A 13,552-nucleotide genomic window follows, 5' to 3' on the forward strand; every position below is an offset into this window, starting at 1 on the left:
GGAAAATATGAGAATATCAACAAAAGGAAGATATGCGTTACGCCTGATGCTGGATCTTGCACTGAATAATACCGGAGAGCCGATCAGTTTAAAGGATATTGCGAGACGCCAGGAAATTTCAGATAAATATTTAGAGCAGATTATTTCCGTTTTAAATAAGGCAAAATATGTAAAGAGCATTCGTGGTGCACAGGGAGGATACATTCTGACAAAAAGACCGGAAGAATATACCGTCGGAATGATATTACGCCTGACAGAGGGAAGCCTTGCACCGGTGGCATGCGTCGAGGATGAAGACACCTGTGATAAGATGAATGACTGTGCAACAGTTCTGGTGTGGAAAAAAATGAACGAGGCGATCAACCAGGTTGTTGACAGTATCACACTCGCAGATTTAGTGGACTACGAGAGACAGCGTGCCGGCGAGTATGTAATCTGAATTTTATGAGAAAATAAGAAGCGTGGGAATGGATTGATCCGACACAGTGGAAGTAAAATAATAAGCCGGAATTTATCAGTCTGACACAGGGGGAGTAAAATAATAAGGAAGAAAGAAATGGAAAAGGCAGTGGATTTTACGAGACTTGAAAAAAATATCATCGAGGTCATACAGGAAGAACAGATAAAACTTGGTTACCGGAGTGAACTGATCCGGTTATATTATCCGATTACCTCGCTGAACCGTTTCTTCCATACCGATGCAGCAGAAAAAGAGATGTCAGAACTGCTTGCAGAATTTTCAAAAAAGACGGTGCAGACACTTGGCGGGGTGGAAATCTCCAATAAAGGTGAGCGTTTCTGCATTGCAATTCCGCCGAGCGGTGTTGATTATGTGCATGAACACACGAACGGAAGTGAGTTCATTTCCAGTTTTATAGAAACAATCGGAAAACATGGCTGCACGATAGACGAGCTTTTACAGCAGTTTCACAGATATTCGGATCATGTACATGTAGAACGGACGACACACGGGGAATTTGATTATCTGGTTTACTTTGAGGATGGGGTGCCGGATGATTACCGTTACTGCATCACGGATGAGGGCTGCCATCTGATCTATCATCGTTTTACACCGGAAGATTATGAAGATTTTCAGTTTTAAAATATAGAAGATTAAAATAAATCAATAAAATTGATAAAATCACACCTTGCGGAACTCGAAAAAGGTATGTTATCATGTAAAACAGAAAACGAAAAGCAATGAAAAGGAATAGTAACAGCGGAATGGAAAGCAGAGAGCTGCCGGATGGTGCGAGGCAGTCAGAGTGAAGTTGTGAACTCGCCTTGGAGCTGCCGGCTGAAGGAACCGGATGCTTTGTTAAAGAAACAGAAGGTGCTGGGTAGGCTTGGACGGATTGCCCGCCGTAAGAGGGAAAAGGCATGATAGTGCCGGATGAGTGCATGAGTGACGATATAGGTCATCCATGAAACAGAGTGGTACCGCGTGAAGAAAATTTTGCGTCTCTGTATGACAAGACCAGACAGGTTTTGCATACAGAGATTTTTTTGATTCATAGGAAATTACGTCCTATGAATCAAAAAGCCCTCCGGGCAGGATCGCACTGCGGCGGAGTGGAATTATGTCGCTGGGGCGACCCGCCGCAGGCGGAGAATCCTGCAAAGCAGGATTCTTTCTTATGATTAAGATATTTTCCACGCAGAAATAGATGGTAGTGTGAAAACAGATTTTTCGCACACAGGAATGGAGGATCAATAATATGAATTTTAATGTTGCAGAAAAATACGGAAAAGCATATTTTATGCCGCCGGAAGTTACATATGACTGGGTAAAGAAGGATGCGATCGAAAAGCCGCCGATCTGGTGCAGCGTGGATCTGCGTGATGGCAACCAGGCACTGATCGAGCCGATGAGCTTAGAGGAAAAAATTGAATTTTTCCAGATGCTTGTAGATATTGGATTCAAGGAGATCGAGGTTGGTTTCCCGGCAGCTTCAGAGACAGAATACAATTTTATGCGTGCCTTAATCGAGCGGAATATGATTCCGGAAGATGTTACAGTTCAGGTTTTAACACAGGCGCGTGAGCACATTATCAAAAAAACATTTGAAGCAGTCAAAGGTGCACCGCATGCAGTGATTCATCTTTACAATTCTACATCTGTGGCACAGAGAGAGCAGGTGTTTAAAAAGAGCAAAGAAGAAGTAAAGAAGCTGGCAGTGGACGGAGCAATTCTGTTAAGAGATCTTGCAGCACAGACAGATGGAAGCTTTACATTTGAGTACAGTCCGGAAAGTTTCCCGGGAACAGAGGTTGATTACGCGGTGGAAGTCTGCAATGCAGTACTGGATGTCTGGAAACCGGATGCAGAGCATAAGGCGATCATCAATATCCCGACTACGGTACAGATCGCAATGCCGCATGTATTTGCATGTCAGATCGAGTATATCCATAAACACTTGAAATACAGAGACAACGTGATCTTAAGCGTACATCCGCACAACGACAGAGGCTGCGGTATCAGTGACGCTGAGTTTGGTGTGTTAGCAGGAGCTGACCGTATAGAGGGTACTTTGTTTGGAAACGGAGAGCGTACCGGAAACGTGGATATCGTAACACTTGCAATGAACATGGTATGTCATGGTGTAGATCCGAAACTTGATTTTTCCAATATCGCAGCAATCCGTGAAAAATATGAGCGTTTTACCAGAATGAGCGTTTATGAACGTACTCCATATGCAGGAGATCTTGTATTTACCGCATTTTCCGGTTCCCATCAGGATGCGATCTCAAAAGGTATGGCATGGAGAGAAGCAGGAAAGAGCGGTGAACGCTGGGATGTTCCGTATCTGCCGATCGATCCGAAGGATGTTGGAAGAGAGTATGAGTCTGATGTTATCCGTATCAACAGCCAGTCCGGTAAGGGCGGGGTTGCGTTCGTATTAAAGCAGAACTTTGGTATGTCGCTGCCGGATAAGATGAAAGAAGAAGTTGGTTACCTGATCAAAGGTGTATCTGATCACAGACATGAGGAACTGACTCCGGATATGATCTATCAGATATTTAATGAACACTATGTCAACATCAAAGATGTATTTGATGTGCCTGATTGCCACTTCGAGCAGAAAGATGGTATTGCTGCAAGTGTGACGATTGAACAGAACGGTGAGCGCAGAGTAATCGAGACAACCGGAAATGGACGTCTCGATGCAGTCAGCAATGCGATAAAGATGTATTTTGGCATCAGTTATGAGCTGGCAGCCTATCAGGAGCATGCGATTTCAGAGGGATCTTCCTCAAAGGCAGCAGCTTACGTGGAGATCATCTGCCAGGGAAAACATTTCTGGGGTGTTGGTGTGGATGAAGATATCATCAAGAGTTCTATTGCAGCACTGGTTTCTGCCACAAATAAGATGGCGAAAAGTGAAAATATCATTGAGGGCAGAGATGAGCGCATTATGGAGATCATGAATTACATTCAGAATAATTATGTGGATGTGACGATGGATGTACTTGCTGAAAAATTCGGACTCTCCAAACCGTATCTTTCCAAGTATATCAAGGAAAAGTCCGGTATGACATTCCAGGATGCGGTAAAAGCTGCGCGAATGAAAAAAGCAAGAAGACTTTTAAAAGAGTCAAATCAGACGGTGGAATCAATCGCAGCAAGCGTTGGATATGAGAATGTGGAACATTTTAACCGTTTGTTTAAAAAAGCGTATGAGATGACGCCGGTACAGTTCCGCAGACAATATAAATAGTGCGAAAAACAGCACAGAAATAAAAAAGTCATAAAAATAAGAGGTGCTCCCGGAAGTTGTTCCGGTGAGAACCTCTTATTTTTAGTACTATGTATCAATTTATTTGATATGTTTTTTGATCGCATCAAAACTTTCTTTACTGATGACATGTTCCATGCGGCATGCATCTTCGGCTGCGATCTTTGGATCAACACCGAGACGTGTCAGCCAGTCTGTTAAAAGTTCATGACGTTCATAGATCATTTCTGCAATTTCACGACCCGAATCGGTCAGATAAATATATCCTTCTTTGGTAACGGTGATATTATTTTTCTCGCGTAAGTTTTTCATTGCAACGCTGACACTTGACTTTTTAAAACCAAGCTCTTCAGCGATATCAACGGAACGTACGACCGGATTACGTTTGCTAAGGATCAGGATGGTCTCTAAATAGTTCTCAGATGATTCGTTAACCTGCATAAAAATACCTCTTTTCTGTCTATAGGATGATCCACTGACAGGAAACGGAATCCTATCAGGGGAAATGTGCCCCGCTTAAAATATATTTATTATAGTATACCATAATTCGGAGCTGACAGCAAATTTTATTTGTATTTTCGGGGTGTTGAAAGGTAAGTTTGAAATATGTCACGTATAACAATTTAATGTATATTTTTAACAATATATGTTGTACTTAACATATAAGGAGGCTGTTGTTATGAGTAACGAAGATATGAAGTCTATATTCGAACAGATCAACAACTTAAAAAAACCTGTTTCTGAATCGAGAGAAGAAATGATAGATAACTCACAGGATACTTTGCATGAAGTTCTGAGTGGAGTATCGGAGGAAATACAGAGAGTGCTGGATGAAAATAATTTTACACAGGAGGATTTGTGCCGTATTACGAATATGTCCCAATCTAATATTAGCAAAATACAAAATGGTAAAGTAGTTCCCAGAATAGAAACATTGCAAAAGATTGCATCGGCTACACACACAAGACTGGTAATATGTTTTGAAGATATCGAGGGAGATGATTAAATAAAACAAAGAACAATTGGGCGTTGATATTTATGCGGGCAGTAATAGTGGACCGCTTGAGTTTAAATTGAGAGGATATGAACGAACTATTTCCGGTGATGAAGCGCTTCAACAGTCAACGCGGTCGCCCCGCCAGATGGCACTGTATTGAAGGCAGTCAGCTTTCATCCCTGAAACAGCGAAATTATTTACAGGAAGCATTATTACCAAAATCGAAAATAAGCCAGTAGAAAAAGTTGTAAACGGCACTCCTTTGGACACTGGGATCACAGGATCTATGATAAAAAGAGAGGTTCATTATATCCCATCCTTTGGACATTTGCGTTATGATTTACTAAAGAATATTGTAGATAATACAGAATACAAGAAACTTGTCATTGATATTTTAAGACAGTTCGATGATTCAATTGCAGATATTTGTTATACAAAAGCAGATGATGGATCATATTTAGAGTCCATTATCACAAAGAATAGTGTAAATATGCCGTTTTCTGTTTATGGCGATGGTATTAAAAAAATATTATATATTCTTAATAAATTGGTTGATGCCGCAGACTCGACACTAATGATCGATGAAATAGAAACGGGGCTGCATAAAAAATATTACGATACATTGTTTCCCGTTGTATTTGCGCTTGCAAATAAACTGAACGTTCAATTATTCATAGCAACTCATAGTATTGAAGCTATTGATGCAATATTAAGATATGGTGATTATGAAAATAATCATGATATCAATGATCCAATTAAGGTTATTACATTAAAAAAAGTTGATTCAGATAAAGGCAGTAACATAGCTGCCCGGAATGTTACGGGTAAATATGTGTACGAAAACAGAAAAGTATTATGTGTATGAATGGAAATTCGAAAAAAGTAACAGACTTGGGATAGTCCCGCTTGAGGAATATGAGCACATTGAGAGTCTTTCGAAAGATGGAAATCAGCTTGTCTTATGTGGGGTTGGCAGTAATGGTAAATTTGCGCATTTTGTGAAACAACATCGTGTAAATAATATGCTTATTGAGCAGGACATATCTTCATTAATGGTTGTCACAGACAGAGATGAAGATTCGGATGCAAAAATTGGAAGAATAATCAATAAAGCGAATAAGGCTGCAGTCGGAACTTTTTTCAGTATTCGAAATCCCCAGAATGCGATGAGATCCTTTGGAACTTTTATTTCTAAAATTGACTGGTCAAAATCGGAATCTTTGAAAACGTTATTTTTACCGTTCATGTATCTGGGAGAGGAGAAACCGACTGAAAACAGGGAAAATTAAAAAATGGAAACTGGAAAAAAATTCCTTGCTATGTAAGAGGCATTTTGATATAATACATCTAAAACACAATTTATATGAAATTCGTGTGAAGGTAAAGTTATTCACATGCAGGAATGGAGAGTACTATGTCAGACAGTGCGGACGGGGACGCGGATCCTTACCCGAATCAGAATAACAGACTTATGATATCAATATATAAATATAAGAAAGCATAACTGCCGTCTGGAGAAGCAGACAGTTGCAGCTATGCTTTTTTGCGTGGAAAGAGAGGAATTATTTTTTTATGGGAAGTGACTCATTGTTTTTTATCATTATCGCGGTATGTCTTATCATGTCAGCTTATTTTTCGGCGACAGAGACAGCCTTTTTATCTCTGAACCGGATCCGCATGAAAAATATGGCGGACAAAGGAAATAAACGGGCAGCCCTGGTACTGGAACTGGAAGAAAAATATGACAACCTTTTGTCAACGATCCTGATCGGAAATAATATCGTAAATATTTTATCGTCCTCACTTGCAACAATCTTATTTGTAAAGATACTTGGGGATGCAAAGGGAGCAAGTGTTTCAACGATCGTTACAACAGTGCTTGTCCTCATCTTTGGCGAAATTTCACCGAAAAGTATTGCAAAGGAATCGCCGGACAAATTTGCTCTGTTTTCTGCACCGATCATTTCAGTGCTGGTAAAAATCCTGATGCCGCTTAATTTTGTGTTTGCACAGTGGAAAAAACTGTTATCACATATCTTTAAATCAGAGGAAGAGACAGGAATCACAGAGGAAGAACTGCTTACGATTGTTGATGAGGCGCAGGCAGGCGGAGGTATCGGAGAGGATGAGCGTGTGCTGATCCGCAGTGCAATCGAATTTGATGAACTTGAAGCGGTGGATATTTATACACCACGAATTGATATTGTCGGAATTCCAGTGGATATGCCAAAAGATGAGATTGCAAAAATATTTGCGGATACGGGATATTCGAGACTTCCGGTTTATGAGGAAAATATTGACCAGATCATTGGTATTTTATATCAGAAAGATTTTTACAACTTTATTTACCACTCGGATGTGACAATTCGTGAGTCTGTGCGTCCGGTGATTTTTACAACAAAAAATAAAAAGATCGATGATCTTTTGCGGGAACTTCAGCAGAAAAAACTGCACATTGCGGTTGCGATGGATGAGTATGGCGGAACGGCAGGAATCATTACGTTAGAGGACATCTTAGAAGAACTTGTCGGCGAGATCTGGGATGAGCACGATAAGGTGGAAACTGAGATTGAGCGGATCAGTGACAATGAATATCTGGTCGCCGGAAAAACAAAAGTTGAGAAACTGTTTGAATGTCTGGACCGTGAGGCAGAATTTGACGTGCAGACGGTCAGTGGCTGGGTAATGGAACAGTTTGAATGTATTCCGAAAGCCGGAGATTTTCATGTGGATGAAGAATTTAAACTTGAGATAGAAGTGACTGAGATGTCCGGCAAGAGGATCGAACAGGTGCGTATCCGTGATCTGAGAGAACCGGAATCGGAAGAAGGAAAAGAATAAAAAAACTGGGGACTAGAACCCCAGTTTTTTTAATTCCTCCGAAAATTCTGCAAGCAGCAGCTTACGTGAAAGGACAGCCGCATAAAATCCGTCAAGCGCCTGTTCGTAGATGTGCTGGTACTGTACAAAATGAAAACGGATCGTATCTTTCCAGTTATCTGCTGTAACCAGTCGATCTTCCTCAAGATGATAGTCAAAGAGGTTGCTGCGCAGTTCATAAAGTGCTGCGTAGCGGAAAGACTCCGACAACAGTGCAAGACAACTGTCATGATCCGGCAGTCTGGTAAGTCCGAGTGCACCAAAACGTTTCTGTACGGCAAAGCGGGAAGCAGATCCGTTTAAAATTCCAGGAATTTCTGTTGCGAGGAGTGTTTCTAAGTCTGTTTTGTAATAGCCGAGTGTCGCGGCAACGAGTGTATTGGAAAGCTCTGCAAAAAACGGCTGAAGCAGACAGTTTTTTGTTTCAAAATATTCGTCCATGAAATCGTAAAGTGCCGTATCGTCACCGGTGAACTGGTAGCTGTCGTGGTAAGCTGCACCAAATTGTGGGAGCAGACTGCCAAGGGCAGATGGATATCTTGTCAGAGCAAGATACAAAACAGCGTAAAATTCGGCTCCATTGCCGATCAGTGCATCCAGGCGGATACCTGCATCATCTAATGATACGGAGCCAAGCACCGGATATTTTGTTAAGATCAGGTCATCTATGATGGCAAGTTCATCGCCTAAAGCAAATACGTCAAAGGCATTTTCTAAAATGCTGATCGCAGTATATAAGAAAAATACGTCAAAGCTGTCCTCTTTTAGTACCGGGCAGAAATAAGGATCTAAATCCAGATAATCATCGATCAGGGAAAAATCGAGAGTTTCGTCCGTTGGAAACAGCGTATCTTTTAAATAAGCTGCGAGTGTATCATCTTCTTCTCCGGCAAAAGATAAAAAACGATACACAGTATAAGTTAAAATACGCTTTACCCCGTACTCCGGGTGCGCGTGCATATAATCCGGGATCAGTTCCGGTGAAAATAGCTGGTTCATAAAAATCCTCATTTCCTGCACCATTTTGTGCATCAAATAAATTCTGTTTGCAAAACCTTTCCTGAGTAAAATTATCTATTAAAATATAAAGATACCTGTTGCACTCAGCGCTTTATTATAGCATTATATAGGAAGGTTGTCACTCGCTTTAGTGGAAACTGATTGTTCTTGTTTTTGCACAAAAAAATACAATTCCTATCTTGACAATAGGAATTGATGATGTATAATACTTATATCATATCAACAAACTAGGAAATAAAACAGAATGGTGATGGATACACACAGAATATACGGACTTTCTGCTAGTATGAGCAGCGTATAAAATGGATAAGATAAGGATAAAGAAAGGAACGATATCATGGCAAAATTAATTTATTTAGATAATGCAGCAACCACACAGGTATATCCGGAAGTATTAGATGCAATGCTTCCATATTTTACAGAACACTACGGCAACCCTTCTGCAATCTATTCTTTCGCAGGGGAGAGCAAAAAGGCTGTTGATGAGGCAAGAGCAAATGTTGCAGATCTGATCAATGCAAGACCGGAGGATATCTACTTTACCGGCGGCGGCAGTGAGTCAGACAACTGGGCATTAAAGGCAACTGCAGAGGCATATGAGTCAAAAGGAAAACATATCATCACAAGCAAGATCGAGCATCATGCGATCCTTCATACCTGCGCATACTTAGAGCAGAAAGGTTATGAAGTAACTTATCTGGATGTCGATGAAGACGGAAAGATCAGCCTTGAGGAATTAGAGAAAGCGATCCGCCCGGATACGATCCTGATCTCTATTATGTCAGCAAATAATGAGATCGGAACAATCCAGCCGATCAAAGAGATCGGAAAGATCGCACATGATCATGGTGTATTATTCCACACAGATGCAGTTCAGGCATTCGGACATATCCCGATCGACGTGGAAGAGATGAACATTGATATGTTAAGTGCAAGTGGTCATAAGATCAACGGACCAAAGGGTATCGGTGTGATGTATATCCGCAAAGGTGTTAAGATCCGTTCCTTTATCCACGGCGGTGCACAGGAGAGAAAACGTCGTGCCGGTACACATAATGTTCCGGGTATCGTTGGAATCGGTACAGCTGCAAAACTTGCAAAAGAAAATATGGAAGAACGCAGTGCAAAAGAGATCGCATTAAGAGATCATCTGATCGAGCGTATATTAAAAGAAATTCCTTATACCAGATTAAACGGACACCGTACAGACCGACTGCCGAACAATGCAAACTTCTGCTTCCGTTTCATCGAGGGAGAGTCCATGCTGATTCTCTTAGACCAGGCAGGAATCTGTGGTTCCAGTGGTTCTGCATGTACTTCAGGATCATTAGATCCATCCCATGTACTTCTTGCAATCGGTCTGCCGCATGAGATCGCACATGGTTCCCTGCGTCTGACTTTATCCGAGAAGAACACGATGGAAGAGATCGACTACACAGTAGATGAGTTAAAGAAGATCATTGAGCGTCTGCGCGGCATGTCCCCATTATATGAGGATTTTGTAAAAGAACAGAATAAATAAAATCAGAGCAGATCTGTAAGAGTAAAAAATTTAAATTTGCAAAATGAAAACAAATTGCAAGAGCAAAAAATGGATTTGTATAATTAAAAACAAATTGAGCGTAGAGAGATAAAGAAGGAGAAATCAGATATGTACAGTGAGAAAGTAATGGATCATTTTAATCATCCGAGAAACGTTGGAGAGATGGAGAATCCAAGCGGTGTTGGTACCGTTGGTAATGCAAAATGCGGAGATATCATGCGAATGTATCTTGATATTGATGATAATGGAATCATTAAAGAAGCAAAATTTAAAACTTTCGGATGCGGCGCAGCCGTTGCAACCAGCAGCATGGCAACTGAGCTTGTAAAAGGAAAAACAATCCAGGAAGCACTTGAAGTTACCAACAAAGCAGTTATGGAAGCATTAGACGGACTTCCACCAGTAAAAGTACACTGTTCCCTGCTTGCAGAGGAAGCGATCCATGCAGCACTCTGGGATTATGCAGAGAAGAATGGTATCAAGATTGAAGGCTTAGAGCGTCCGGTAAATGATATCAGTGAAAAAGAAGAGGAAGAAGAATACTAATTATATTAAATGAAGGAAAAGTGATCTATGGGCAAAAAACATTTGAGCGAAAGAAATCTGGGTTTTGAAACATTACAGTTACATGTAGGACAGGAGGAAGCAGATCCGGTTACTGATGCAAGAGCAGTACCGATCTATGCGACATCTTCTTATGTATTCCATAACAGCCAGCATGCTGCAGACCGTTTTGGCTTAAAAGATGCAGGTAATATCTATGGAAGACTTACCAATCCGACCGAGGATGTATTTGAAAAGAGAATCGCAGCATTAGAGGGTGGTGTTGCAGCACTTGCAGTAGCATCCGGTGCAGCAGCGATCACATATACGATCGAGAACCTTGCACATGCCGGTGATCATATCGTTGCAGCAAACAATATTTACGGTGGTTCTTACAACCTGTTAGAGCATACACTGCCGGATTACGGAATCACAACAACATTCGTTGATCCGCTTGATGTTTCAAACTTTGAAAAAGCGATTCAGGACAATACAAAAGCACTTTACATAGAAACATTCGGAAATCCAAACTCAGATGTCAGCGACATTGAGGCAATCGCAAAGATCGCCCATGCACATAAAATACCACTTGTTGTGGACAATACATTTGCAACCCCGTATCTGCTTCGCCCGATCGAATATGGTGCAGACATCGTTGTTCATTCTGCAACAAAATTCATCGGTGGTCATGGAACTGCAATCGGTGGTGTTATTGTAGACAGCGGAAAGTTTGACTGGGAGGCATCCGGCAAGTTCCCTGCTATCACGGAACCAAATCCGAGCTACCATGGAATCAGCTTTTCACAGGCAGCAGGACCGGCAGCATTCGTTACAAGAATCCGTGCGATCTTACTTCGTGATACCGGAGCAACGATCTCGCCATTCCATGCATTTATGTTTTTACAGGGACTTGAGACACTGTCCTTGCGTGTAGAACGTCATGTCGAAAATGCATTAAAGGTTGTAGAGTATTTAAACAATCATCCGCAGGTGGAGAAGGTACATCACCCGTCCGTTACACAGGATAAAGAGCAGCAGGAGCTGTACAAAAAATACTTCCCGAACGGTGGCGGTTCTATCTTTACCTTTGAGATCAAAGGAGATGAGCAGACGGCAAAAGATTTTATTGATAATCTTGAGATCTTTTCCTTACTTGCAAACGTGGCAGATGTAAAATCACTTGTCATTCATCCGGCTTCTACCACACATGCACAGTTAAATGAGGCAGAACTGGCAGAGCAGGGAATTTACCCGAACACGATCCGCCTTTCCATCGGAACAGAGAATATCAAGGATATCATTGAAGACCTTGATGAGGCATTTAAGGCAATAAAGTAACAAGTAGTTTTTATCAGCCGGAGTTTTAAAGTATCTATTGTAAATTTCGGAAACAGCAGCATTCAAATAACAGATTCGTGCAAAACAGCACAGAAAAGGAGACATTATTATGGCAAACGTATACCAGAGTGCAACAGATTTAATTGGAAAAACACCTTTATTAGAAGTAACAAAATTAGAGAAAAACAAAGGACTTGAGGCAAAAGTTCTTGTAAAACTTGAGTATTTTAATACATCAGGAAGTGTCAAAGACCGTGCTGCATATTACATGGTAAAAGATGCAGAGGAGAAAGGACTTTTAAAAGAAGGTTCTGTTATCATTGAGCCAACATCCGGAAATACAGGAATCGGTCTTGCTTCTATCGCAGCAGCAAAAGGATACCGTATCATTTTAACAATGCCTGAGACCATGAGCGTTGAGCGCCGCAACATATTAAAAGCATACGGTGCAGAGATCGTTTTAACAGAGGGTGCAAAGGGAATGAAAGGTGCGATCGCAAAAGCAGAAGAACTTGCAAAAGAGATTCCTGGAAGTTTTATCCCATCCCAGTTTACAAACCCGGCAAACGTACAGGCTCACTTTGAGACAACAGGACCGGAGATCTGGGCAGATACAGACGGTAAAGTAGATATATTCGTTGCAGGTGTTGGTACCGGTGGAACAGTTACCGGTGTTGGTCAGTACTTAAAATCCCAGAATAAAGATGTAAAGGTTGTAGCAGTTGAGCCTGAGACATCGCCGGTTCTTTCCAAGGGAACTGCAGGCCCTCATAAGATTCAGGGAATCGGTGCAGGATTTGTTCCGGAAGTATTAGATACCAAAATTTATGATGAGGTATTCCCGGTAGCAAACGAAGATGCATTTGCAACTGGAAAAGAACTTGCAAAAGCAGAGGGTGTATTAGTCGGAATTTCTTCCGGCGCAGCATTATATGCAGCGATCGAGCTTGCAAAACGCCCGGAAAACAAAGGAAAAACAATCGTTGCCCTTCTTCCGGACAGTGGTGACCGCTACTACTCTACAGCATTATTTGCTGACTAAGCCGATTTTATCAATTGTCAGTCAGAGAATTAAGATTTGCTGTTTAAGTTCAATCATAATAAAAGCTGTCAGATGACAAATGGCAGCCTGCAATAGAATCATAGACAAAAAGCCACACTGCTGATTTAATGTTAATTTAGTGACATTGAACCGGCAGTGTGGCTTTTTTTGGATATATGTTTTAGAAAAAGCCGGACAAATGCTGGTTTGTGGGTGATATGCGTCGCCCGTCCAAATGGTGTGTCGCAGGCTTGTGAGTGGCATCTTACGCAAAGCCGGAGTTAATTTTGGTTCCGTTGTACGAAAATAAGAAAAGTCTAAGTGTGTCTGGGTTAGATTTTCTCGGAGTGACGTGACCGGCAACAACGAGTCATCCATGACTCGATGCTGCCTTGTTCTGCCATCCGTGGCAGAACATCACTGTGTACCTACAGACACACTAAGATTTTCTA

13 protein-coding genes and 1 other annotated feature are annotated in these 13,552 nt (G+C 41.3%); of the genes, 11 read left to right on the forward strand and 2 right to left on the reverse strand.

Annotated elements, in window-relative coordinates; translation table 11 throughout:
• Positions 1 to 7: 7 nt before the first annotated feature.
• The 3 genes from DXA60_RS14490 (at position 8) to DXA60_RS14500 (ending at position 3,719) form a co-directional block, all read left to right on the forward strand.
• Complete coding sequence (locus DXA60_RS14490) at positions 8 to 439, forward strand: RrF2 family transcriptional regulator (protein WP_015522474.1); 432 nt, start codon at positions 8 to 10, stop codon at positions 437 to 439.
• Positions 440 to 556: 117 nt separating this feature from the next.
• Positions 557 to 1,102 carry a DUF3877 family protein gene (locus DXA60_RS14495; RefSeq protein ID WP_117922071.1) on the forward strand — a complete coding sequence of 182 codons (546 nt, stop codon included), beginning with the start codon at positions 557 to 559 and terminating at the stop codon, positions 1,100 to 1,102.
• An 89-nt stretch (positions 1,103 to 1,191) separates the two neighbouring features.
• Positions 1,192 to 1,469, forward strand: a binding site (T-box leader).
• 249 nt (positions 1,470 to 1,718) lie between these two features.
• Positions 1,719 to 3,719: a 2-isopropylmalate synthase gene (locus DXA60_RS14500; RefSeq protein ID WP_117922072.1), complete on the forward strand. Its 2,001-nt coding sequence runs from the start codon at positions 1,719 to 1,721 to the stop codon at positions 3,717 to 3,719.
• A 99-nt stretch (positions 3,720 to 3,818) separates the two neighbouring features.
• Here the strand turns inward: DXA60_RS14500 and DXA60_RS14505 are convergent, their stop codons facing one another.
• The gene (locus tag DXA60_RS14505) at positions 3,819 to 4,178 is read right to left on the reverse strand and encodes a metal-dependent transcriptional regulator (protein WP_117922073.1); all 360 of its coding nucleotides are present in this window, start codon (positions 4,176 to 4,178) and stop codon (positions 3,819 to 3,821) included.
• Positions 4,179 to 4,416: 238 nt separating this feature from the next.
• Here DXA60_RS14505 and DXA60_RS14510 point away from each other — a divergent pair, with 238 nt between their 5' ends.
• The 4 genes from DXA60_RS14510 (at position 4,417) to DXA60_RS14525 (ending at position 7,575) form a co-directional block, all read left to right on the forward strand.
• On the forward strand, positions 4,417 to 4,743 hold the full coding sequence (locus DXA60_RS14510; protein WP_243006905.1) for a helix-turn-helix domain-containing protein: 327 nt from the start codon (positions 4,417 to 4,419) through the stop codon (positions 4,741 to 4,743).
• 277 nt (positions 4,744 to 5,020) lie between these two features.
• Positions 5,021 to 5,599 carry an AAA family ATPase gene (locus DXA60_RS14515; protein ID WP_117922074.1) on the forward strand — a complete coding sequence of 193 codons (579 nt, stop codon included), beginning with the start codon at positions 5,021 to 5,023 and terminating at the stop codon, positions 5,597 to 5,599.
• Positions 5,565 to 6,023 (forward strand): hypothetical protein, encoded by a 459-nt coding sequence (locus tag DXA60_RS14520; protein WP_117922075.1) that lies wholly within the window; start codon positions 5,565 to 5,567, stop codon positions 6,021 to 6,023. The genes DXA60_RS14515 and DXA60_RS14520 overlap by 35 nt, the downstream gene beginning before the upstream one ends.
• A 283-nt stretch (positions 6,024 to 6,306) precedes the next feature.
• Positions 6,307 to 7,575 (forward strand): HlyC/CorC family transporter, encoded by a 1,269-nt coding sequence (locus tag DXA60_RS14525; protein ID WP_117922076.1) that lies wholly within the window; start codon positions 6,307 to 6,309, stop codon positions 7,573 to 7,575.
• 12 nt (positions 7,576 to 7,587) lie between these two features.
• Here the strand turns inward: DXA60_RS14525 and DXA60_RS14530 are convergent, their stop codons facing one another.
• Complete coding sequence (locus DXA60_RS14530; RefSeq protein WP_243006906.1) at positions 7,588 to 8,613, reverse strand: hypothetical protein; 1,026 nt, start codon at positions 8,611 to 8,613, stop codon at positions 7,588 to 7,590.
• A 358-nt stretch (positions 8,614 to 8,971) separates the two neighbouring features.
• Here DXA60_RS14530 and nifS point away from each other — a divergent pair, with 358 nt between their 5' ends.
• From nifS to cysK, 4 genes are all read left to right on the forward strand, one after another.
• Positions 8,972 to 10,156: a cysteine desulfurase NifS gene (gene nifS / locus DXA60_RS14535; protein ID WP_117922077.1), complete on the forward strand. Its 1,185-nt coding sequence runs from the start codon at positions 8,972 to 8,974 to the stop codon at positions 10,154 to 10,156.
• Between the two features lie 129 nt (positions 10,157 to 10,285).
• Entirely contained in the window at positions 10,286 to 10,723 is a 438-nt protein-coding gene (gene nifU / locus DXA60_RS14540) for a Fe-S cluster assembly scaffold protein NifU (RefSeq protein WP_117922078.1), read from the forward strand.
• 27 nt (positions 10,724 to 10,750) lie between these two features.
• Positions 10,751 to 12,058, forward strand: coding sequence for an O-acetylhomoserine aminocarboxypropyltransferase/cysteine synthase family protein (locus tag DXA60_RS14545; RefSeq protein WP_117922079.1), 1,308 nt, complete (start codon positions 10,751 to 10,753; stop codon positions 12,056 to 12,058).
• Positions 12,059 to 12,167: 109 nt separating this feature from the next.
• Entirely contained in the window at positions 12,168 to 13,100 is a 933-nt protein-coding gene (gene cysK / locus DXA60_RS14550) for a cysteine synthase A (RefSeq protein ID WP_117922080.1), read from the forward strand.
• Positions 13,101 to 13,552 lie beyond the last annotated feature (452 nt).

Source organism: Roseburia sp. OF03-24 (assembly GCF_003463035.1).
In the GTDB taxonomy this organism is placed as follows: domain Bacteria; phylum Bacillota; class Clostridia; order Lachnospirales; family Lachnospiraceae; genus Roseburia; species Roseburia rectibacter.

Bases quoted from the DNA above. Each gene is read 5' to 3' on its own strand.
- DXA60_RS14525 (WP_117922076.1), top strand. From the start codon at position 6,307: ATGGGAAGTGACTCATTGTTTTTTATCATTATCGCGGTATGTCTTATC.
- DXA60_RS14505 (WP_117922073.1), bottom strand. From the start codon at position 4,178: ATGCAGGTTAACGAATCATCTGAGAACTATTTAGAGACCATCCTGATC.
- DXA60_RS14545 (WP_117922079.1), top strand. From the start codon at position 10,751: ATGGGCAAAAAACATTTGAGCGAAAGAAATCTGGGTTTTGAAACATTA.
- cysK (WP_117922080.1), top strand. From the start codon at position 12,168: ATGGCAAACGTATACCAGAGTGCAACAGATTTAATTGGAAAAACACCT.
- DXA60_RS14530 (WP_243006906.1), bottom strand. From the start codon at position 8,613: ATGAACCAGCTATTTTCACCGGAACTGATCCCGGATTATATGCACGCG.
- nifU (WP_117922078.1), top strand. From the start codon at position 10,286: ATGTACAGTGAGAAAGTAATGGATCATTTTAATCATCCGAGAAACGTT.
- DXA60_RS14495 (WP_117922071.1), top strand. From the start codon at position 557: ATGGAAAAGGCAGTGGATTTTACGAGACTTGAAAAAAATATCATCGAG.
- DXA60_RS14520 (WP_117922075.1), top strand. From the start codon at position 5,565: ATGTGTACGAAAACAGAAAAGTATTATGTGTATGAATGGAAATTCGAA.
- DXA60_RS14515 (WP_117922074.1), top strand. From the start codon at position 5,021: ATGATAAAAAGAGAGGTTCATTATATCCCATCCTTTGGACATTTGCGT.
- DXA60_RS14500 (WP_117922072.1), top strand. From the start codon at position 1,719: ATGAATTTTAATGTTGCAGAAAAATACGGAAAAGCATATTTTATGCCG.
- nifS (WP_117922077.1), top strand. From the start codon at position 8,972: ATGGCAAAATTAATTTATTTAGATAATGCAGCAACCACACAGGTATAT.
- DXA60_RS14490 (WP_015522474.1), top strand. From the start codon at position 8: ATGAGAATATCAACAAAAGGAAGATATGCGTTACGCCTGATGCTGGAT.
- DXA60_RS14510 (WP_243006905.1), top strand. From the start codon at position 4,417: ATGAGTAACGAAGATATGAAGTCTATATTCGAACAGATCAACAACTTA.